The 22919-nt window shown below is 39.4% G+C and carries 21 protein-coding genes; all 21 read right to left on the bottom strand.

Annotated features, from left to right (window positions below; translation table 11 throughout):
• Positions 1 to 9: 9 nt before the first annotated feature.
• The gene (paaZ, locus tag IEV69_RS04305) at positions 10 to 2505 is read right to left on the bottom strand and encodes a phenylacetic acid degradation bifunctional protein PaaZ (protein WP_188439828.1); all 2496 of its coding nucleotides are present in this window, start codon (positions 2503 to 2505) and stop codon (positions 10 to 12) included.
• Positions 2506 to 2511: 6 nt separating this feature from the next.
• Positions 2512 to 2844: a type II toxin-antitoxin system PemK/MazF family toxin gene (locus IEV69_RS04300; protein ID WP_188439826.1), complete on the bottom strand. Its 333-nt coding sequence runs from the start codon at positions 2842 to 2844 to the stop codon at positions 2512 to 2514.
• Positions 2841 to 3086 (bottom strand): CopG family transcriptional regulator, encoded by a 246-nt coding sequence (locus IEV69_RS04295; protein ID WP_188439824.1) that lies wholly within the window; start codon positions 3084 to 3086, stop codon positions 2841 to 2843. Before IEV69_RS04295 ends, IEV69_RS04300 begins: the two co-directional genes overlap by 4 nt.
• 100 nt (positions 3087 to 3186) lie before the next feature.
• A complete protein-coding gene (pcaF, locus tag IEV69_RS04290; RefSeq protein WP_188439822.1) occupies positions 3187 to 4389 on the bottom strand; it encodes a 3-oxoadipyl-CoA thiolase in 1203 nt (400 codons plus the stop codon).
• Positions 4390 to 4502: 113 nt separating this feature from the next.
• A complete protein-coding gene (gene ypfJ / locus IEV69_RS04285) occupies positions 4503 to 5363 on the bottom strand; it encodes a KPN_02809 family neutral zinc metallopeptidase (protein WP_188439820.1) in 861 nt (286 codons plus the stop codon).
• A gap of 186 nt (positions 5364 to 5549) precedes the next feature.
• The gene (locus tag IEV69_RS04280) at positions 5550 to 5957 is read right to left on the bottom strand and encodes a PaaI family thioesterase (protein ID WP_188439818.1); all 408 of its coding nucleotides are present in this window, start codon (positions 5955 to 5957) and stop codon (positions 5550 to 5552) included.
• A gap of 1 nt (position 5958) precedes the next feature.
• The gene (locus IEV69_RS04275; protein ID WP_188439816.1) at positions 5959 to 7110 is read right to left on the bottom strand and encodes a 3-hydroxyacyl-CoA dehydrogenase NAD-binding domain-containing protein; all 1152 of its coding nucleotides are present in this window, start codon (positions 7108 to 7110) and stop codon (positions 5959 to 5961) included.
• Between the two features lie 90 nt (positions 7111 to 7200).
• Positions 7201 to 7980 (bottom strand): enoyl-CoA hydratase-related protein, encoded by a 780-nt coding sequence (locus tag IEV69_RS04270; protein ID WP_188439814.1) that lies wholly within the window; start codon positions 7978 to 7980, stop codon positions 7201 to 7203.
• A gap of 68 nt (positions 7981 to 8048) precedes the next feature.
• Positions 8049 to 8552, bottom strand: coding sequence for a 1,2-phenylacetyl-CoA epoxidase subunit PaaD (gene paaD, locus IEV69_RS04265; RefSeq protein ID WP_188439812.1), 504 nt, complete (start codon positions 8550 to 8552; stop codon positions 8049 to 8051).
• 81 nt (positions 8553 to 8633) lie between these two features.
• Entirely contained in the window at positions 8634 to 9389 is a 756-nt protein-coding gene (gene paaC, locus IEV69_RS04260) for a 1,2-phenylacetyl-CoA epoxidase subunit PaaC (RefSeq protein WP_188439810.1), read from the bottom strand.
• Positions 9390 to 9523: 134 nt separating this feature from the next.
• Positions 9524 to 9814: a 1,2-phenylacetyl-CoA epoxidase subunit PaaB gene (paaB, locus tag IEV69_RS04255; protein ID WP_188439808.1), complete on the bottom strand. Its 291-nt coding sequence runs from the start codon at positions 9812 to 9814 to the stop codon at positions 9524 to 9526.
• Positions 9815 to 9848: 34 nt separating this feature from the next.
• A complete protein-coding gene (gene paaA, locus IEV69_RS04250) occupies positions 9849 to 10805 on the bottom strand; it encodes a 1,2-phenylacetyl-CoA epoxidase subunit PaaA (protein WP_188439806.1) in 957 nt (318 codons plus the stop codon).
• A 128-nt stretch (positions 10806 to 10933) separates the two neighbouring features.
• Complete coding sequence (locus IEV69_RS04245) at positions 10934 to 12007, bottom strand: 2Fe-2S iron-sulfur cluster-binding protein (protein WP_188439804.1); 1074 nt, start codon at positions 12005 to 12007, stop codon at positions 10934 to 10936.
• Between the two features lie 85 nt (positions 12008 to 12092).
• A complete protein-coding gene (locus IEV69_RS04240; protein ID WP_188439802.1) occupies positions 12093 to 12662 on the bottom strand; it encodes a TetR/AcrR family transcriptional regulator in 570 nt (189 codons plus the stop codon).
• A 22-nt stretch (positions 12663 to 12684) separates the two neighbouring features.
• Positions 12685 to 13305, bottom strand: coding sequence for a DUF4230 domain-containing protein (locus tag IEV69_RS04235; protein WP_188439800.1), 621 nt, complete (start codon positions 13303 to 13305; stop codon positions 12685 to 12687).
• Between the two features lie 71 nt (positions 13306 to 13376).
• Positions 13377 to 14027, bottom strand: coding sequence for a response regulator (locus IEV69_RS04230; RefSeq protein ID WP_188439798.1), 651 nt, complete (start codon positions 14025 to 14027; stop codon positions 13377 to 13379).
• A 69-nt stretch (positions 14028 to 14096) separates the two neighbouring features.
• Entirely contained in the window at positions 14097 to 16088 is a 1992-nt protein-coding gene (locus IEV69_RS04225) for a tetratricopeptide repeat-containing sensor histidine kinase (protein WP_188439797.1), read from the bottom strand.
• A gap of 512 nt (positions 16089 to 16600) precedes the next feature.
• Positions 16601 to 18463, bottom strand: a complete 1863-nt coding sequence (locus IEV69_RS04220; RefSeq protein WP_188439795.1) for an outer membrane protein assembly factor BamB family protein — start codon at positions 18461 to 18463, stop codon at positions 16601 to 16603.
• A gap of 131 nt (positions 18464 to 18594) precedes the next feature.
• Entirely contained in the window at positions 18595 to 19119 is a 525-nt protein-coding gene (locus IEV69_RS04215; protein ID WP_188439793.1) for a DUF6252 domain-containing protein, read from the bottom strand.
• A gap of 163 nt (positions 19120 to 19282) precedes the next feature.
• Positions 19283 to 20263, bottom strand: coding sequence for a GSCFA domain-containing protein (locus IEV69_RS04210; protein ID WP_188439791.1), 981 nt, complete (start codon positions 20261 to 20263; stop codon positions 19283 to 19285).
• A 44-nt stretch (positions 20264 to 20307) separates the two neighbouring features.
• Complete coding sequence (gene alaS, locus IEV69_RS04205; RefSeq protein WP_188439789.1) at positions 20308 to 22917, bottom strand: alanine--tRNA ligase; 2610 nt, start codon at positions 22915 to 22917, stop codon at positions 20308 to 20310.
• Positions 22918 to 22919 lie beyond the last annotated feature (2 nt).

Raw genomic sequence — 22919 nt, 5'->3', positions numbered from 1 at the left:
TAATTAAATTTAAATTAAACCAAATTGATTGAAGTGGTGGTTAAGGTGTTTCCTTTCCAACAAATACCATTCATAACGATTTAAATATCCAAACACGGCATTTTTGTTGAGCGTATCGGGGTTTTCTTTAAAAAACTCGATATACTCCTCACGGGCTTCCAGCATTTTCTGTTTTGCGGTATCCAAATCAGGGTGCTCCAGCGGTTCCAATTTGCCTTTTTGCATCAAGGGCATTTGAAAATCCTTTGGCATCGGTTTATAGTTCCAAAGGGTTTCCTGGGTTTTTTCCAGATATTCTTCGGGTGTTGCGATATCAAAATTTTGCATTTCGCCGGAGGCAATACGATAAGTGAATTCCAAATGTTCCACCATATGTTGTGGCGTCATCATTCCCCAGTTTGGCTTGGTATTTTCTGAAAGTTTGCTTAGGTAAAACGGTATGCTTTCTGAAGTCATTTCGACGAAAGTCGTCTGCTTTTTCTGAACCATTGTCAATATAGTCGCAAAGGCTGCCATTTCGTCTTCGGTGTCAAATACCTCGACATACCACTTTACAATTCCTGAAGGATGCTCTTTTCCTTTCTGGTCGCGATCTACCTTTTGTTTGCACGTCAACCGCACATATATGGTGTCATTGTGATACAGAGGCCGTAGAAAACGAATGTCTTCCAATCCATAATTAGCCGCTACCGGACCTTTGTTGGGATAGACAAACAAGCCCGCAGCTGCGGAAATGATAAAATAACCGTGGGCGGTGCGTTGTTCAAAGATACTTCCGTCGAGCGAAGTGATATCTGTGTGGGCATAAAAATGATCCCAGGTCAGATTGGCAAAATTGACGATATCGCCATCGGTTAATGTGCGTTTGTGTGTTTTGAGTGACATTCCGGGTTGGATGTCTTCCCAGTGATAGGTAAACGGATGCTTTTCAGCTTCTTTGTAATCGGATTTGGGTTGGTAAATTCCGGTGATCTCTGTTAAGGTTGTTGGTGAACCTTGAATGGCGGTGCGTTGCATATAATGTTTGATGCCACGCATTCCTCCCATTTCTTCGCCGCCTCCTGCACGACCAGGGCCACCATGAACCAGCAATGGCAATGGCGAACCGTGACCGGTGCTTTGCTTGGCACTTTCGCGGTTGATGGTTAAGATGCGCCCATGATGGGAAGCCGCGCCAATGGTAAATTCTTTTGCAATAGAATTATCATTGGTAAAAATGGAACTCACGAGAGAGCCTTTACCAAGTTTTGATATTTTGATTGCTTCTTCAATATTATTATAAGGCATCAGCGTACTCACAGGACCAAAAGCTTCGGTCACATGTGCAGCTTCGTTTTTCATTGGGTTGTCTTCGCGTAATAAGATTGGACGAAGGAAAGATCCTTTTTTTGAATCGGCACCAACGGCTTCAAAATCGTCAAAGTTGCCATAGACAATTTGAGCAGTTTCAGCGATTCTTTGCACCTGACTTTTTACAGATTCGCGCTGAGCGTGACTTACCAGAGCACCCATGCGCACTTCTTTTAAACGCGGATCGCCAACAGTGACTTTATCGAGTGCTTTACCAAGGGCGATTTGAACGTCTTCCATATACTTTTCAGGAACAAGAATCCGACGGATGGCGGTACATTTTTGTCCGCATTTCACGGTCATTTCATTGCGCACTTCCTTGATAAATAAATCAAATTCCGGGGTGCCAGGAGCGGCGTCTTTACCAAGAACAGCTGCATTCAGCGAATCAGCTTCCATTGTAAAGGGTACTGATTCTTCAATAAGTTGCGGGTGTGCTTTCAACATTCTGCCTACTTTGGCCGAACCGGTAAAAGTCACGACATCCTGTGATTGGACGGTATCCAGTATATTTTTTGCTGTTCCGGAAATGAGTTGTAAACTGCCTTCGGGTAAAATTCCTGAAGCGATGATTTCTTTCACAACAGCTTCCGTAAGATAAGCTGATTGTGGTGCAGGAAGGACTACTGCTGGCATTCCGGCCATCCAGTTGACGGCACATTTTTCCAGCATTCCCCAAACCGGGAAATTAAAAGCGTTGATGTGTACTGCCACCCCTTCTTTTGGTACCATAATGTGGTGTGCCATAAAGCGCCCGCCACGGGAAAGGTCTATGGGTTCGCCTTCTACGTGATAGGACTGATTTGGGAATAGTTTACGCAAAGAGGCATTGGCAAACAAGTTTCCAAATCCGCCTTCAATATCAATCCAACTATCGATTTTTGTAGCTCCGGTGCGGTAACTGATTTCGTAGAATTGCTTTTTCTTTTTCGTAAGATAGAGCGCAAGACTTTTAATCATATTTCCACGCTCCTGAAAGGTCATTTTACGAAGTGTATCCCCTTTTTCGCGGCCGTATTGAAGAATGGAAGGAACATCAAGTCCTTCTGTGGTGACGCTGGTAAAAACATCCCCTGTAACGGAGTCCTGAATAGGTGTTCCTTCGCCTTGGCCTTCTGACCAGTTGCCTAGTATGTAGTGTTGTGTTTTGTGCACTTTTTTTTAGTATTTAATAATTTTTTCTAAACTTTGAATTATGACAGACATTTCAGCATTATTGAGGTTGCCTAATTTTGCTTTTAAACGTTCTTTTGATATTGATCGAGTGTGAATTGTCATGACCTCAGATTTTTTTGCTAAGCCATTTATCTTGTTAGGCTCTAAAATTAAATTACCATAGTAATTTTTTACCTTAGAGGTCAAAGGGCAAATAATAACCGTTTTTAAATTAGCATTTGCTAAGTTACCCGAAAGTATTACCGCCGGCCTTCTTCCTCCTTGTTCACTCCCCATTACCGGATCTAAGTAAACTTCATATATATCTCCATGCTTCATTGATCTTCAAACTCGCGAATTGATTGTAAATAATCAGTCATTCCTTCTTCAGCTAAAAGAAGCATGTCTGTATCTTCTGCCATTTTTTTATAAGATTTTAAGTAAGCAGCGCGATCTAATTGTTCCAAGTAAAGTTCTAAAGCCCTTTCTATTATTTTGTTTTTGGGCAATTTAAGATCAGACGCAGCTTGAGCTAAGTCATTCAATAATTTATCGGGAAGTGACGATGTAAATGTTGCCATTTTATATTTATTTTTTGTAAATATAAATAATATTTATGAAATTTAAATGCTAAATGATAAGAAAATTAAACCCCACAAGATTTCCACCTTTACGTAAATTTTAGGCTCTCTCAATCACTGCAGCATAACCTTGTCCAACTCCAATACACATAGTCACCAAAGCATATTTCTTTCCTGTCAAAGATAACTCTAATGCGGCGGAGTAGCAAATGCGGGCGCCGGTTACTCCCAGTGGATGGCCTATGGCAATGGCGCCACCGTTAGGGTTGATTCTTGGGTCTTCATCAGCTAAACCCCATTCCCGGATGCACGCTAAAGATTGTGCAGCAAAGGCTTCATTTAACTCGATGACGTCCATATCGTCCATTTTTAAGCCTGCTTTTTGGAGGGCTTTATTTGATGCTTCCACCGGGCCTATTCCCATAATTCTTGGTTCTACGCCCACTACTGCTGAACTTACAATTCTTGCCAAAGGTTTTAAGTTGTATTTTTTTACTGCAGCTTCAGAAGCGATAATCGTTGCTGCTGCGCCGTCGTTTAAACCTGAGGCGTTTCCGGCGGTTACCGTTCCTTCCCTTCTGAAAGCAGCACGAAGTTTTGCAAGTACTTCTTTTGAAGTAGTTGGTTTAATAAACTCATCTTCTGAAAATTGTATCGGTTCTTTTTTTCTTTGTGGAATTTCCACAGTCACGATTTCTTTGGCCAGCCTTCCGCTTTCTTGAGCTTTCGTGGCTCTCATCTGTGAATTGTAAGCGAAGGCATCCTGGTCTTCACGCGAGATGTTGTATTTATCCACCAGATTTTCAGCGGTGATACCCATGCCGTCTGTACCGTACATTTCGTGCATTTTGGGATTGACAAAACGCCATCCAAAACTGGAATCATACATTTTGGCATCTGTTCCGAATGCAGTGGAAGGCTTTGCAATTACATAAGGCCCACGGGTCATATGTTCTACTCCACCCGCGATAAACACATCGCCGTCTCCGGCTTTGATTGCACGGTTTGCATGAATCATGGCTGAAAGTCCGCTGCTGCAAAGACGGTTTACCGTTTCCCCGGGAACTGAATAAGGCAATCCTGCCAGCAACGAAGCCATACGGGCAACGTTTCGGTTATCTTCCCCCGCCTGATTGGCACAGCCTAGGATGACATCATCATAAGCATCTTTTGGGATGTTGGGATTTCGTTTTACGATTTCGGCAATGACAAGAGCTGCCAAATCATCGGTTCTTACCGGTGAAAGAGTGCCTTGATAACTGCCTATAGGTGTTCTGATTCCGTCTATGATATATGCATTCATTTCTTTCTGTTTTTAAAGCTATAAAAATAAAGAAAATAAAAGGGAATGCATACTAATCCCGAATTAATAAACCTAGGATTTTATTCCGAAGAAAAGGTAACTTCTAAAGAGTATTAATCCACAATTTCAGAGAAAGTATCGTGAATACTCATATTTCCGGAAGTGAATCCTTTCATGAACCATTTCTTCCGTTGTTGGGAAGTACCGTGAGTAAATGAATCCGGCACTATATGCCCTTGTGTCCTTTTTTGAATAGCATCATCGCCCACAGCATTTGCAGCACTCATTGCTTCATCAATATCGCCCTCTTCCAGGTATTTTTTATTGTAATGTGCAAAAAGTCCGGCATAAAAATCTGCTTGTAATTCCAGCGCTACAGAAAGTTGATTGGCTTCTTTTTCAGAGGTATTTAGTTGCAATTGTCTTACCTTTTGGGATGTTCCAATAAGAGTTTGAACATGATGTCCTATTTCATGTGCAGTCACATAAGCGATGGCAAAATCCCCACCTTGTGCGCCAAAACGTGTTTTTAGTTCTTTAAAGAAAGTCAAGTCCATATAGATTTTTTGATCTGCAGGACAATAAAAAGGCCCTAAAGCAGAGCTTGCTCCTCCACAAGCGGTTTGCACGGCATCTGTAAACAAAACCATTGTAGGTTCTTTGTAGGTCCCTATATTGTTTTCACGAAAAATTTGATGCCAGACATTTTCTGTATCTGCCAATACTGTTGCCATAAACTCACCCATTTCTTTTTCTTCAGCAGTTAGTTCTCTTTGTTCAACCTGTTCTGTAGGTTGTCCTTGATTGAATTGTTCAAGTATAGGCGCAATCGTTTGTCCGGTTTCTCCTCCAAAAAGTTGAAGTAAAATTACAATAACTGCAATAGCTCCACCACCCGCCGCTATTTTTCCACCGGAGCTCATTCCACGGCGATCTTCCAGATTACCGCTTTGTTTTCTGCCTTTCCATTTCATAGAGTGATGTATTGATTTTACATCCTAAAGGTATCACTTTAATCAATCCATAAGAATTAAAAATTAAAGTAATCTGCAGAAATTAAAAATTATGTCGCGGTTATTTAAAAATTGGAAAGTTATGATATCTAGTCTTATATTGATAAGGTTTCCGTTACTCCCTGTGGAAGGTAGGTATGCGGGAGTTTATTGCCACTCCTTCGACGTGCGGTATACAACCCCTTTAAACAAAGCTACCATTTTTTCACCTTTTTTTACTTCAATGACATGAAAACCAAGTTTGTTTCGGGTTTCGTCAATGATAGATTCGGCAGTGATGTAATCACCCTCTTCAAGTGCCTCGATATGGTTGATGGAAGTTTCTATCGAAACGGCAAATTTTCCATAAGTATTGGCCGAAAACCCAAAAGCGGTGTCAGCCAGCGAGTAGGTAATACCACCGTGAGCTTTGTTCATGGAATTCAGCATTTCTTTGCGCACAGTCATACCCACTTTACAACACCCTACTTCGCATTCCAAAATTTCAATACCCAGCCATTGACTGAAAGCGTCGAGGGAAAGCATTTTTTTGGGTATTTTGTTTCCTTCTATCATTCTAAAATATTTTACTTTCCCTTCTCATTTTCCGCAGCAACGGACTGCATCGATATCTATCTTCTCGGTATTCATCATAAAGCACGTCCATTTTTTCTACACACCAATCGATGCCTTTTTCATTGGCCCAAGCAAGTAGACCTTGAGGATAGTTGACTCCTTTGGTCATGGCCAAATCAATATCCTTTGCAGAAGCGATTTTTAAAAACAAAGCATCGGCGGCTTCATTGATGAGCATAACCAGAATACGTTCAAATATTTCTTCTCCTAATTTTTGGTCTCTATTGGGTTCTGGATTGGTGGCGTTTTCAGCGTAATTGTAATACCCTCTTCCCGATTTTCTTCCCAAATATCCGGCTTCCGAAAAACGTTTTTGGGTAAATGCCGGTTTGTATCTTGGGTCAAAATAGAAGGCGGTAAAAACAGTTTCTGTCACAGTGTAATTGACGTCGTTACCAATAAAATCCATCAGCTCAAACGGACCCATCCTGAAACCACCGATCTCTTTCATTGCCCAGTCAATAGTCGCAAAATCAGCAATTCCTTCTTCGTAAATGCGCAATGCCTCTCCATAAAACGGTCGTGCCACGCGGTTAACGATAAAGCCGGGAGTGTCTTTGGCGAGCACACCAATTTTTTTCCAATCTGCAATGATTTGAACCACTTTATTTTTCACCTCTTCGGAAGTTTGAATCGCCGGAATGATCTCAACCAAAGGCATTAAAGGCGCGGGATTAAAAAAATGAATGCCGATAAAACGCTCCGGTTTTTTGAGTGATGCAGCTAGTGACGCGATGGAAAGTGACGATGTGTTTGAAGCGATGATGGCATCTTCTGATTGGTAACTTTCCAGTTCGGCAAAGACTTTTTGTTTGATTTCGGCATTCTCGATGATGGCCTCGATTGTTAAATCGGCATCTGAAAGGTCTTTTAAATTGCCTACATACGAAATGCTGTTTTGGATTCGGGATTTTTCCTTTTCATCGATTCTTCCTTTTTCCACCAGCCGGCTGAGCACTTTTTCCAAAGCAGCTTTGCTTTTATTTAACGCTTTTTCATTGGTGTCATATACTTTCACAGAACATTCTGCGGTGGCAGCTACTTGTGCGATGCCACTTCCCATGGTTCCGGATCCAATTATTGCTATGTTCATTTTTTCTTTTTTTGATTTGTATCGGCGTAAAATCTTACGCCGTTACTTTTTGGTTGAGGCGCAATATATTACGCCTTTACATCTGTATATTTATTTGCCTATAAAGTTAGGTTTTCTTTTTTCTATAAACGCATTGACTCCTTCGCTGTAATCTTCGGTTTGGGCAGCTTCTATCTGATATTTTGACTCTAATGTAAGCTGCTCTTCCAGATTATTTTGTATCGATGCGTTTAATGCTTTCTTGGTCAATGCGAGTCCACGTGTCGGCATTTGGGAAAGCGTAAACGCTATTTTCTCAGCTTCATCCATAAAGGTTTCTGCTGAAAATACTTTATAGATCATACCCAATTTTTCTGCTTCTTCAGCCGAAACTTTATCGCCAAGCATCATCAAAGCCGAAGCTTTTTGGAGACCAATCAGCCGCGGTAAAAAGAATGTTCCCGCACTATCAGGGATCAAACCTATTTTACTGAATGCTTGAATAAAACTAGCTTGTCCTGATGCCACTACCACATCACAAGCAAGTGCTATATTGGCGCCGGCACCTGCGGCGACACCGTTTACGGCAGCTACAACAGGCTTTTCTATATTTCTGATACGGGAAATAATGGGATTGTAGTGTTCTTCCAATATGGCTTTAAATCCGGGGTTTAACTCCGGGCTGGTGACTTCTTTTAAATCTTGTCCAGCGCAAAAGGCTTTGCCGCTTCCGGTGAGGAGGATTGCACGAACTTCTTGATTTGAAGCACAATCATCCAGTGCTTTTTGTAATGCCAGTGCCATCTCACGGTTGAAGCTGTTAAACACTTCCGGACGGTTAAGGGTGATGATGGCGAGGTTGTTTTTTATTTGTGTGGTTATTGATGTCATAAATTGTGTTATTTAATTGACGAGATCCCCTGCCTTCACTTCGACGCCGCTCAGTGACCACGCGGGGATTATGTTAAACATTTAAAATAGTCAAAAGGCTCTAAACAATCATTGCATTTAAACTGCGCTTTGCAAGCGGTGGAGCCAAACTGGCTGACTAATTCGGTGTTTTTTGAACAGCATTGCGGGCATTTTACTAGTTTTTTATTTCCCAAAAGGACTTCTTTGTCTGCAGTAGCATCAAGAGGAGCGGCAATTCCATATTTTTCTAATGCTGCTCTGCCTTCTTCCGAAATCATATCTGTGCTCCAGGCCGGGGAAAGGACTAGTTTTACTTTGGCCTTCATTCCCGCTTTCGCGAAAGCAGTTACTATATCATCCCCAATTACATCCATTGCCGGGCAACCGCTGTATGTGGGCGTGATTTTCACTTCTACCGTTCCGTCTTCCAAAATGGCAGCTTCACGCACCACACCCAAATCGACTATCGTCAAGACTGGAATTTCCGGATCGGGTACTGACTTTAGGATGTCGAGGAGTTTTGGGTTGATATGTGTTTGGGTTTCTGTCAAGGTTTTTAAGTATTTGTCGTTTGAATTACGAGACACCCGCCTTCACTTCGACTTCGCTCAGTGACCGCGCGGGTGTGTTGGTTACCATTTCATTCCGGGATAGGTGCGTTGCATAAATTGCATATCGGAAAGGATGTAGCCCATATGCTCGGTGTGAACTCCTTGTTTCCCTCCTTTGTGAAAATACTTGCTTTCGGGGACTTCCAGCGTGGCTTCTTTTAAGAGTTCGCTAACTTCTTTGTAATATGGTTCTTTTAACTGACCTGCATCTACACCTACTCCTGCTTCTGTTGCGGCTGTTGCGGCTTCGGTCATTTCAAAGAGTTCATTGGTGTAAGGCCACAAATCGTTTACGGCTTTTTGAACACGTTCGTGACTTTCTTTAGTACCGTCACCAAGGCGTTTTAACCAGTCGCCTGAAAAGCGTTTGTGGTAGCTCACTTCTTTGATTCCTTTTTTGGCTATGGCCGAAAGGGTTTCGTCTTTACTATATTGCAATTGTTGCATCAGCATCAAGTGAAATACATCAAAGAAATACTGACGGGTGATTACATAACCAAAGTCGGTATTGGGTTGTTCTACCAGCAGCACGTTTTTGTAATCACGTTCTAAACGTAAAAAAGCGATGTCATCTTCGGTTTTTTCTTCTTCGGAAAGTTGGGCGATGTATTGGTAATAACTTCGCACCTGACCAAAAAGATCGAGCGACATATTGGTGAGAGCAATGTCGGTTTCCAGACTGGGTCCGTGACCGCAGAGTTCACCGAAGCGTTGGCCGAGGATGAGGGAGTTGTCTGCGATTTCTAGTATATAATCCTTAAGAGTTTCTGTATTCATTTTATTTTTTTCGCGCAAATGCGTAAAGTTCATGATTAAAAGTTATCAGATTTTCAATTTAAATATTTCGTCGATTTATTGACGAGATTAGCTACGCTGAATCTTCAATTTCCAACCTTCGCGGGAATTGGGGACTACATGTGCTTTAACTCATCAGGCAACTCATAAAAAGTGGGATGACGATACACCTTGTCTGCGGCGGGCTCAAAGAATTCGCCATTTTCTTCGGGGTTGGAGGCTGTGATGTGTTTAGATTCCACAACCCAAATGCTTACGCCTTCATTACGGCGTGTATAGACATCCCGAGCGTTTTCCATAGCCATATCGGCATCGGCGGCGTGCAGGCTACCAAAGTGACGATGCTCCAATCCGTTTTTGCTTCTTACGAAGATTTCCCAGAGGGGCCAGTTTTTCTTTTCACTCATAATTATATGTTTTGAGTTCTTTTATTTTAAATAATTAACTTGCTTTTTCAACTTTCTTAGCTTGCTGCTTTTCGGCGTAAGCCATTGCAGCATCGCGCACCCATTCTCCATTGTTCCAGGCATTGACTCTTGCTGAAATACGCTCTTTGTTGCAGGGGCCATGACCTTTTACCACTTGCCAGAATTCATCCCAATCGATTGGTCCAAAATCGTAATGTCCGGTTTCTTCGTCCCATTTTAAATCCGGATCCGGGATGGTGATTCCCAGAATATCGGCTTGCGGGACCGTTTGGTCAATAAACTGCTGACGGAGTTCGTCGTTGGTTTTTCGCTTTAGCTTCCATTTCATGGATTGCGCGGTGTGTACCGATTCATCATCTGTGGGTCCCAGCATCATCAATGACGGCCACCACCAGCGGTTCAAAGCATCTTGTGCCATTTCCTTTTGCTCGGGTGTGCCGTTGCAAAGGGTGAGCATAATTTCGTAACCCTGACGTTGATGGAAACTTTCTTCCTTACACACACGCACCATCGCACGGGCATACGGCCCAAATGAAGTATTACACAGCGGCACCTGATTGATAATGGCGGCACCGTCAACCAACCAGCCAATTGCTCCCATATCTGCCCAGGTTAATGTGGGATAATTAAAAATACTGGAGTATTTGGCTTTTCCGCTGTGAAGTTGCTCATAGAGTTCGTCTCTGGAAATGCCTAATGTCTCACAGGCACTATATAGATAGAGTCCGTGGCCGGCTTCATCTTGCACTTTGGCTAGCAATGCTACTTTTCTGCGTAAAGAAGGCGCACGGGTAATCCAGTTGCCCTCAGGCAGCATGCCTACAATTTCAGAATGGGCGTGCTGCGAAATTTGCCTAATGTGCGTTTGACGATACTTCTCAGGCATCCAGTCTTTGGGTTCGATTTTTTCGTCGCGTACTATTTTGGCTTCGAAAATTTGTTCCAGGTTTTTTATTTCTTTTTCGCTCATAGCTTTTTGGTATTAAGTAGTGAGTATTAAGTACTCGCTTTAAGAATTAAAATTTCGTCTTTTTGTTGACGAGACACCCGCATTACTACTTCGCAAAAGCTTCGTAGCACAAAGTCGCGCGTGTTGGGTTAGACGTCAAAGTCTAATACAATTTTATCGGATGTTGGCACTGCCTGACAGCTTAATATTAAGTTTTGGGCGACTTCTTTTTCATCCAATGCATAGTTGACTTTCATTGCTACTGTGCCGTCTTTGATTTCGCATTTGCAGGTGCTGCATACTCCGCCTTTGCAGGCGAAGGGTAAATCAGCTCCGGCAGCGAGGGCTCCGTCCAGAAGATTGTCATATTCATCACTCATCACAAAGTGGAATTCTTTTCCACCGTCTATTATGGTGACTTCTGTTCCCTGCACCCGGCTTTCCATTGCCTTTTGGGCGCGCTCTTTATCGGCTTCTGTAAGTCCGGTAACAAAGAGTTCATAATGGATTTTGTTCTTATCTAATCCGGCATTTTGTAATTCATCGCGGATAAGGAAAATCATATCTTCGGGCCCACAGATAAAACAATGTGCCGTGTCTTGTATGTCGATGAACGTTTTGGTGAGCACGTCCATTTTTTGCTTGTCAAAACGACCGTTTAAAAACTCGATATCACGCTTTTCTTTGGTCAGGAAATAGAATATATGAAAACGGTCAAAATATTTATTTTTAAGCTGTTCGATTTCCTCTTTAAAGATAATGGATTTTGAATTACGATTCAAATAAAAGAGCTTAAAGGTGCTTTCCGGCTCCTGGCTTAAGTGTGCTTTGATCATCGAAAGCACGGGCGTGATTCCACTTCCGGCTGCAAAGGCGATGTAATTTTTTGGCGTTGAGGGGTCACAAGCTACACCAAACTCCCCACTGGGTGCCATCACTTCCAGTTCATCACCGGCTTTGAGCTCGTGATTCACAAAGGTGGAAAACTTGCCTTCAAATATTTGTTTTACAGCTACTTTCCATTCATTTTCTGATGGGTTGGAACATAGCGAATAGGTGCGGCGCACGTCTTCGCCGCCAATCATTTTGCGCAATGTGAGGTGCTGTCCTTGCCGAAATTGAAATTCCTGATGCAATTCCTGAGGCACATCAAAAGTGATGACCGAGCAGTCTTTGGTTTCTTTATAAATGTCTTTTACACGTATGTTGTGAAATGTTGCCATAGGTATTATAACCAACTATTTGTTGGATCGTTACAAAACTAACGATTGTTAGTTGTTTTTGCAAATGATTGTTTATTCAAATATATTACTTTATGATTCCTTTAAGGAGTGTGACAGGCAAATCGTTTTTTAAACTTACTGCGCTTACTCCGTCTTTTTTTGTATACCAAATATAAAGTGTTCTCAATGTGGAAAGCATGGAAAAAAGCATAATTTCAATATCACGGGAACCAATTTCGCCCTGAGCGATTCCTTTCTTTAAAATAGCACGGAAATTTTCTTCATAATCTTCCCGCATTTTAACAAAATAAGGTAATTTTTCTTCCAAATGCATCCAGTCGTTGTTAAGGCAGGCCATGGCTTCAGGGTTTTTTACTGTTAAATCGATATGTAATTCAATAATCTTTTGAAGTTTTTCCTGAGTGGTGAGCTGTGGTGTTTGAACTTCCACCATTCCACTTGTAAATGCTTCAGCAATTTCAATAATAATTGTCGCCAGTATTTCCTGTTTTGAATTGATATGGTTGTACAAACTGGCTGCTTTTATATTAAGGGAGTCAGCAATGTCGCGCATAGTGACTGCACTATAACCGCGTTTTTTAAAAAGCCTTGCTGCTTTGGAAATAATTTCTTTTTTTCTGGGGTTGTTATTCATTCCTAACGTGGTGTTACTATCATTAATTGGATAAATTCATTTCTGTAAATACTTCCGGTGAGCGGACTTCTTCACTGTTATATCGCAATGTCCATCCCATTGTATTTGTCAAAACATACACTTTTTGAAGTTCGGAAATGAGTCTGTTTTGTGCATTTGATTTTAAGCTTGAATTTTCAATTTTTTCTTTGATGAGTTGATCTACTTTACTTTTAACGATATTAAAATCCCTGGCTTCAAATTGATTGAGATAATCCTGAGTAACATCATAATATTCAATGGTGGGATGAATGGTGATTTCTTTTTCGGGAATATATATAATACTGACGGTTTTATTTTCCTCATCAATAGCAGTTTCTATTTGACTTAGGTCATAGGCTACTGTTACATTTGCATTGACAATAACAATGGCTTTTTTTCTTGCTGAAACCGCATCAAAGAAGTATTTTTTTGAATCTTCATATGTAAAAACCTGAGAAAAATGACCTTCTGTCACAATCAGCTTACCTACATTTTGAATCTGAAGCTGGATGAGCGCAGAATTCTCTGTAAGCTGTTCCCTATTCTCTCTTTTGTTTTCGCAATAGCGAAAAGCAAAAACAAAAATGAGGGTAAGTATCACACCAACGATTATTTTTCTCATAAAACAGTTTTTGTAAAAATAATCAAAATATGTACCCTGATTCTTAAAATTGAAAGTAATTGGGAAAGGTTTTAGATAATATTATGCCGTTTAGCTTTTTGAACGGCTTCCATTTTGCTGTGAACCTGAAGTTTTTTATAGATGTTTTCGATGTGCTTGCGAACAGTACTGGGTGAAAGAAAGAGATTGTCTGCGATAACGGTATAACTGAGCCCCTTGCTGAGTTGCTCCAAAACTTCCACTTCTCGTGTGGTGAGCGAAATGTCCTCCTTGTCCCTTGGGTTGTCAATATCAATAGGGTTTCTAAGCAATTTGAGTGTTTTCAATGCGATGGAAGGGTTCATTGCAGCACCGCCGTTTAAGGTTTCCTCGATCCCTTTGTGCAATTGTTCCGGATTTACTTCTTTGAGAAGGTAACCGTCCGCACCCGCTTTTATAGCATTAAAAATATTTTCATCGTTATCAAAAACCGTGAGCATGATGATTTTGATCTGGGGATATTTTTGTTTGACAATTTGGGTCGTTTCAATACCATTGAGTACAGGCATTTCTATATCCATCAAAATCACATCGATATTGTGGTTGTCTTCTAGTTTGGTAAGTAGTTCAGAGCCATTCAGAGAGCTGTGTTTTATTGTTATATCATCAAAAAATGACAGTTTTTCTTTAATGCTGTGTATCAAAAAAGTGTTATCATCAACAATGGCGACTTTTAATGACATGGACTAGAAGGTTTTAGAATTCTAAATTTACAATTTATTACTTTTATTTACATAGGGCAATTGCCTTATTTAAGAGGCTCTTTTAAGTCTGGCAGGAATTACTTTTTTGAGTGTGAGATGAATTTTAGTGCCTTTGTCCAAAAGGCTTTCCATGGAAATACTGGCCTTAATTTCTTTAGCCCTTTTTCTCATATTACTGATACCATTACCCATTTCAACTGATTCCTGATCATACCCAATACCATCATCCCTGATTATAATTTCAAGATTGGTTTGCGCTTGGTTTATTTCAACTGTAATGTTTCTTGCATTAGCATACTTCAAAGCATTGTGCACCGCTTCCTGAATAATGCGATAAAGATTCATACCTTCCACTGAAGAGAATGAAATATCATCCGAAATGTTCTTTATTGTAAAATCAAAGTTGATATTTTCTAAACTCTCCCTTGCTTTGTCCATAAAATTTGTGATACGCACTTTCAAGTCTTCAAGTGAAATTTCGGGCCTGTTCATTGCCCAAATAGTATCCCTAAGCTCAAAAATTGTGTTTGATGTGAAGTCACTTATGTTTTTAATTTTATCACCTAGTTTATCATTTTGCAATTTGAATCCATACTTGATGTTGTCCAGTGCCGAAATGATGAAAGTGAGCTGTGAACCGATATTATCGTGGAGATCACGGGAAATCCGTAAACGTTGTTCCTGCAATTTGTTTTGTGTTGCAATTTGATTAAGAGCTTCTTTTAACTCGTTCTCTTTTTGTAATTGCCTGTTTTTTAGTTTTTGTTGGTTATACAATAAATAACCCAAAATGGCCAGCAAGATTGCAAGTGTTGAAGTGCCATAAATAAGTAGGTTTTTTCTTCCCAACTTCAGTTCATTTTCAGCAAGCGCTGCACGTGTTTCAGCTAGTTGGATTTCTTTTTCCTGAGTTTTGAATTTAACTTCCAATCCTGCGATGGCATCTGCATTGTTTTTAGAAAAAACACTATCATTGATAGCAATATATGTTGATAAATATTCACTTCCTTTTTTGGTGTAGCCAAGCAAGTAATTGCTTTCAGCAGCATGTTTATAAAGAGTGCCTGCAAAATTTTTAAGAAGGGGATCATCATCAATTATTTCAAGTCCTTTTTCTGCAAAAGTTAGTGCAAGTTTTGGCTGGTTTAATAAAGCGTATGCAGCTGTTAAATTGCTGTATGTGCTTAAATCTGATTTTGGGTTTTCTCCCAGTGAAGCAGGTCTATCCAGTGCTTTTTTATAGTTATTAATTGCTGATTCATAATCTCCCATTTCTTGATATACATTAGCCAAATTGTTATGAAAAGAATAGTAGTTTCTCATACTATTTGCACTTTTTGCAAGTGCTATCGCTTTTTCATATGATTGAACAGCTTCTTCATATTTAGAAAGGTTATCATAACATACACCAATATTTGACAGCGAAATAGCTTGTTCTGATTCCAGCCTAATATCTTCCCTTATTTTAAGGGCTCTGTAATGATACTCTAGGGCTTTGTCATATTGCTTAAGCTCCTGATAAATGAGTCCTATATTGTTTAAATAAACCGATTCTCCCTGAATATTATTAGGGGTATTGATTCGGTTCATTTCGAGTGCCTGAAAAAAGTAATCTAAGGCTTCCTGAAAGTTTCCATTATTCCAATTGAACATTCCTAAGTTGTTCAATGACATTTGCTCTATGTTTTTATAGCCATATTTTTGGCTTAGTCTGAGTCCTTTCCCAAAATAAAACTTTGCAGAGTCTTTAATTCCAAGTACATCAAAATAAATTCCTTTAGTGTTTGTCAACTCAGTGTATCCAAAGTTGAAATTTATTTTTTGGGATTCCTCAATGCCATCATTCAAAAGTGTTGCTGCGTGTTCAATATCATTAAAAATAAAATAAAAAGAAACTTGGTTTGTGAGTCGTAATTTGATTGAATCGCTTGATGTGTTTTTAATTACCTGAATGAGGCTATCTATAACTTTAGGCTGTTGTGCATTTCCGGCAACGAAAAATAATATAATGATAAAAGTATAATGTAGTTTTTTCATCATCAATAAAGTCTTAGAGGTGAGTTAGTTTGATATAAATTTAGTAAAAAAAGTGATTGATTTACAGGATAAAAAAAATAATCAAATAATGGAGTGCTTGGATAATTGATATAAATGGTGGCATTTCACTTTTATAACATCAATTTTATAAAAGAGTACTTTTTCCCTTTTTATGAACTCATTCTCAGTAACTTTAATATCTTTAAATGAATTCTGCTCTGCAAGAATTTGAAAGAGTAATTTCTGTATTCTGCTTTTATGCAGTTGTTTTTCAAATCTTATTTGCTTTTGCATTAAAAAATTTATGAATAAAATTGTTATGCACAAAAACACAACTATTCCCATAATGACAATTTCAATTGAAATTTCACTTAAAATATATACTAGAAATATTTGTTTAGATAAAATAATCATGAGTCAAACTTTACATTAAATGAAAACCCCGAGAATTAATATCGGGGTTTTTCTTTCCCTAAAATCATCCCCATAATTTCAGGTACTTACAATTAAACAGCTTATTTTTTCAAATCATAAACATAAATAATACTATTGCTTGCCTGATAATACAAAACCCCGCCTATTTCATCCACTATATATTCCGGTTTTTTATCTTTCAGTACAATTTCTTTTGTAACAAGGCCTGAGTCCTTATTCACTTTTACAAGACCCACACCATCGTCAAGTTTAGCAAGTATAAACCTGTCATTTTTTGTAGCCGAAGTAGCCTTAAACCGCTTTAGCATTTCTGCAACCGAAGCCCCAGAAGCCATGGCCATTCCACTACCTAAATCTGCATAATTTTCCCCACGGTCTGTATATTGTCCTAATTTGTTTCTGTTTTGATTTGCTGCATTATATGCGGCCATTGCTGTTGCTGCTGTTGCCACAGCTGTAACGCCCGCAAGTATGGCCCCAAAAGCACTTTTACCGGGAGCACGATAATAATTGTGAAAAATCTGTTTGCCATCCCAATCAAGCATCATTATGTTTTGATCTGAAGTAAGCAATATTCCCTGACCCCTCACTTCAACCCCTGTAGGAGCTTCTTTTCCATCAAACTTAGAATTTGCCAGCACACTTGACTCACCTGTTTTAGCATCAATAGCGTGTAACTCTCCGTCTGCGCTTATCAAATAACGATTGTTTTTGGTATCAAAACCTGAGCTCACAGCATCTGCACGCTTGTATTTTAATGGTTTTTCCCATACCTGGTCACCGCTTTGAAGGTTTACTATGTTAGCATCACTGTCTGTAATATAAATCAATCCCTGTGGAGTTTCAGCCATTACCTGGATGTTTTCGCCGGTTTTTAAAGGCTTCTTAAAAAGGGTATTGCCGTCAAATGATATTTTATTAATCCCTCCTTCATAAATTCCGAAAAGGATACCGTCATCCATAATGTAAAAATGTTGCACGTAGCCTTTGGTTTTTGGTGCTTTATCCCAAAGATCCTCACCGTTTGCAGCGCTTAAAAAAGCTATTTTTGACTCTGATCGTGAGGCGGCAAGTTTAGCGATTCCACTTTTACCGCTGTTGTCAACATCACTTACCACGGCAAGGCCCTGTGGCAGTATTTCAAAATGACTAACGCCCCCTTTAACCCGTTGTTCTTTGGGCCAAAGAATACTGCCGGTGGTGCTTATTTTGGAAATTTTGGTATCACCGTTATTAGTGCCTTCAAATGTGTAAACTTCCTTGCCAGCATCATCTTCCTGCATCCATTTTACGCCTCCAACCTTTGCTTCCCAGGAAATGTTGCCTGAATTCATATCAATGTTGATAATTTCCTTTGTTGTGGGAAGCAGGATGTTGTTTTTTAACAACAAAGGCCTGCCACTTACAATCCTATTACCTTTTAAAATAAAAAAACTTTCCTGGTTTCCGGTATTTAAATCATATACAGCAACTGCATTGGCAAATTGTTCCTTTGATCTTCGCTGCCCGCTCACCACAAGTTTGTTTTCAGGCATTATCACATCGCAAGAATTGACTGTTTTCCACCCATTGCTTTCAGTACTAAAAAGCACTTTTCCTGACATATAATCGATAACAGCTTTTTTGGAAGATATTCCGCCAAAACCGCTTTGGTCTACCATCACATAAGGTGCATTTGGAACAAAAAACAGTTCTTCGGGTTTCACTCTGCCGTAATCTGTAAAATTAAAAATAGGATTAGTGACTCCGGGTTTAATTCCGGCAAGGCCGTCGTTAGTAGCAATCACAAGGGTTCCACCTTGTGTCAAGGTTGTTTCATTGATTTTTCCACCTAAGTCATAAGTAAAATCGGGTTGTTCTGCCTTTTGGGCCGTTAGTTGTGCAACATTTAAAATAATTGAAAGCAACACAACTGTTACTGAAAATGAGTAAAATGACTTCATAGAACTTGGTTTTTAGTTTATTCAAATTTGGCCTAAATATCAGTTGATTACAATAAGGCAATTGACCTATTTTAAAACAAAAAACCGAAAACAATATTTGTTTTCGGTTTCTTATATAAGCCTATAAATTTCTAAAAATCCATATTAAATGAGCCTTCTGTAATTTCTTTTGTAGAATTATCACCATTTACATTTTTACCTGTGAATTCAAACGTTCCCACTACTTTAGATGCTGTAAATTCAGATATGTTTATTTCACCTGCAACTGATGAATCGAAAGGTGCCTGCCAGGTTTGAGCAGCTGTGGGGTTTGATGCATCAACTTCAATGTAGCTGGCGCTTATTGATATATTTGCACCGCCACCAATATTGTAACTTCCCGTACCATCAACCCCGTTCATAACAAGAACGATTCCTTTGCCTGAGTTGTCATTGCCCTGAACAGTAATTGTGGTTGAGCCACCGGCATTTATTTGCGTGGCTGCACTTAACTGAGGGTTTGAACTGAAGTTTGACCCTGCCACTTTTGCTTTAATGGTCCCTGCTGCTGCATTTCCACCACTACCGCCATCATCATCTTTACTACAAGATGTTGCTGTAAAAATAACTGCAATTGCGATTAGCAGTGTATACATTGTGTTTTTCATTTTTTTCATAATAATTTGGTTTTAGTTTATAGTTGATTGTTTCTCTTAATTAAAAAATTGCTATCAAAACCTAAAAATTTTAAAAAGGTAAAAACTCAAACAATTTTTACTTTAAATTTTTCTTAACACAAAGATGTAATATGGAGATTTGTAATTCAATAAGGCAGATGCCCTATTTATTAAAAAGGATATGAGGAAATTCTTGTTGAAGTAAATTGATTTTCTGCTGAATATTTTTTAAAAACTTTTGATGAGAATCACTTTGAGGGTTAAACGGTTTATGAGCCAGCCCTTTTTGAATGTTCTCCACTTCAGTCATTGTTTTTTTAACTTGAATGGTAAAATAGGTTTCACCAAATCGCTCCCAAATATAATTTACAGCCAGCGAATTGGGGTGTACCATATCTGCTGTATAAAACCGGTAATCGCGCAACTCATCCATCATGATTTCATAAGAAGGAAAGTAATTCAAACCCTCTGCCAATCCAGAGTTGAGAGGAGCGCTTTTTTGTTTTAAAAATTGATGCATAGCCGCAATCAAATGGGATTTGCTGACCTGGTTTTCGGTAAATCCGTCTTTTAGATGACGAACGGGAGAGATGGTGTAAATGAAACAGATATTTGAGTTAACCCCTTTTACTTTCGTGACTATATTTTCTAAACTCGTAGTTATTTCCTCTATCGAGAGTAGCCTTTTTTCAAATGATTTTTGGGGTATTTTATGGCAATTAGCTACAGTCTCATTTGATTCTAAATAATGATACACCCACGCGGTTCCCAGGGTTAATATAAAATGTGAAGATTCTAAAATGTTATGACGAGTAGCCTTTAAGGTTGCATTCAGATTGGTAAGCATCACTTCTTTATCGGGATGACTCAAATTAGAATGTACATCAAAACAATGCCAACGTTCGTTGTGATAAAATAGATCTTTTGATTTAAACTGCTTTTCGCTTAAAGCGAAATTTATGACTTTCTCAATTGCCAAAGGATGGAAAAGTACCCCAAACGGATTGGTAAACTGCCGAAACTTGTAATAATCAAACTTTTTACCCACCTCATCTGCAAAGCAGGAACCAAAAGAAACTATCTTCGAATGGTAATCCACCGGAGAATTACTTTTTGGAATGGGTATGTTTGTTGACAGTTCCATAGTCCCCTTTCCCCAGACCTCTCCCCAAAGGGGAAAGAGTGAGGTTATCTTATATATTCTATTGCTTGATTCAATGCTTTAGATATTCCTTCTGGATCTTTACCGCCTGCTGTGGCAAAAAACGGTTGTCCGCCGCCACCGCCTTGGATATATTTTCCTAATTCACGAACAATTTGCCCGGCATTGAGTCCTTTCTCTGCAACCAATTCTTTTGAAATATAACACGTCAACATCGGTTTGTCATTTTGAACCGTGGCCAGGAATAAGAACAGGTTTTTTGAATTCGCACCCAATTCATAGGCTAAATCTTTCAAGGCATTGGCTTCCAAATCCACTTGTTTGGCTAAAAACTGTACACCATTGATTTCCTGAAGCTCAGTCTGTAACTCAATTTTCAGTCCTTTGGCCTTGTCTTTCAACAACTGTTCAATTTGTTTCTTTAATTCGTTGTTTTCTTCCTGAAGGTTTTTCACAGCCTTTACAGTATCCTGCGGGTTTTTAAAGAATTGGTTTATCGTTTCCAGTTTAGTTTCCTGTTCTTTAAAATAGTGCTTTACAGCATCTCCGGTGATGGCCTCAATACGGCGTATTCCAGATGCAACGGCACCTTCACCGGTTATTTTAAAATGCCAAATATTGGCTGTGTTCTTAACGTGAATGCCTCCACACAATTCCATACTATCACCAAATTTAATAGCACGAACACTATCACCATATTTTTCACCAAACAATGCAATAGCCCCTTCATCTATGGCTTGATTGTATGTAATGTTGCGCTTTTCTTCTAATGGCAATTGTTCTTCAATGCGTGTATTTACAAAATATTCTATTTTTTGCAATTCTTCGGTTGTAAGTTTTGAAAAGTGTGAAAAGTCAAATCGCAGGTAATCCGGACTCACAAGCGATCCTTTTTGTTCCACATGTGTTCCTAAGATATCTCGTAATGCTTGGTGAAGCAAATGTGTCGCTGTATGGTTTTTAGATGTTTTGTTTCGTAATTTGGTATCCACCTTTGCTAAAAACGTATCCTTGACATTTGCCGGAAGTTTTTCGGTGAAGTGCAAAATCAAATTATTTTCTTTTTTGGTGTCCAGGATTTTTACTTTTTCATCTTTTGATTCAAGAAATCCTTTATCTCCAACCTGTCCACCACCTTCAGGATAAAACGGAGTGCTATCCAATACAATTTGATACAACTCGCCGTCTTTTTTGGAATTCACTTTTCGGTAGCGGGTGATTTTTACTTCGGTTTCAGTATGGTCATAACCAATAAAGGGTTCTTTGTTTGAATTGTTTAAAACCGTCCAATCGTCTTTGGCTACTTCAGAGGCGGCACGTGAGCGGTCTTTTTGCTTTTGCAGTTCTTCATTGAACTCCTTTTCGTTTAATGTATAGCCTCTTTCACTAAGAATTAATGCCGTAAGATCAATGGGGAAGCCAAAAGTATCATACAATTCAAATGCTTTTTTTCCGGAAACTGTTTTGTTTTTCGCGTTAGCAATTACAGTATCCAACAATTGTAAACCTTGATCAAGGGTGCGTAAAAAAGAAATTTCTTCTTCCTGAATGACTTGAGAAATGAGTTTTTTTTGTGATTTGAGTTCAGGAAAAGCAACTCCCATTTGATCACTTAAAGTATCGACAAGTTGATAAATAAACGGCTCTTTGGTGTTTAAAAATGTAAATCCATAACGAATAGCGCGTCGCAGGATTCTTCGAATCACATAGCCCGCACCATTATTGCTTGGCAGCTGGCTATCAGAAATGGAGAAGGATACCGCACGAACGTGGTCGGCAATCACCCGAATGGCTATGTTGGTTTCTTCTTTTTTGCCATATGTTGACCCAGTAACTGTTTCTATTTTTTTAATAAGTGGTGTAAACACATCGGTATCATAGTTGCTTTGCTTATTTTGTAATACCATACAAAGGCGTTCAAAACCCATTCCGGTATCGACATGTTGTGCAGGAAGTTTTTCCAGCGTACCATTAGCTTTGCGGTTGAATTGCATAAAAACTAAGTTCCAGATTTCAACTACTTGCGGATGGTCTTGATTGACCAAATTCTTCCCGGGCACTTTGGCTTTTTCCTCTTCAGAACGGATATCAACGTGGATTTCAGAACAAGGCCCGCAGGGTCCCTGGTCGCCCATTTCCCAGAAGTTGTCTTTTTTATTTCCGTTTAGGATGCGGTTTTCGGGCACAAATTGTTTCCAGTAATTGTATGCTTCTGTATCTTTTTCTAATCCTTCTTTTTCATCGCCTTCAAATATGGTAACGTACAGGATACTTTTGTCAATTTTATAGACTTCGGTAAGTAATTCCCACGCCCAATCGATGGCTTCTTTTTTAAAATAATCACCAAAACTCCAGTTACCGAGCATTTCAAACATGGTATGATGGTAAGTATCTTTACCCACTTCTTCCAGGTCGTTGTGTTTTCCGGAAACTCTTAAGCATTTTTGGGTGTCTACAACGCGGCTACTTTTGGGCACTGAATTACCCAAAAAATATTCTTTAAATTGATTCATACCCGCATTGGTAAACATCAATGTAGGGTCATCTTTTATCACCATGGGTGCAGACGAAACAATGGTATGTTGTTTGGATTTGAAAAATTCTAAAAATTGTTTGCGAACGTCTTGTGACTTCATAA

The sequence above is a fragment of the Planktosalinus lacus genome (assembly GCF_014640155.1).
In the GTDB taxonomy this organism is placed as follows: domain Bacteria; phylum Bacteroidota; class Bacteroidia; order Flavobacteriales; family Flavobacteriaceae; genus Planktosalinus; species Planktosalinus lacus.
Note: the sequence above shows the minus strand (reverse complement) of the source record. Positions and strands in the feature narration are given on the sequence as shown.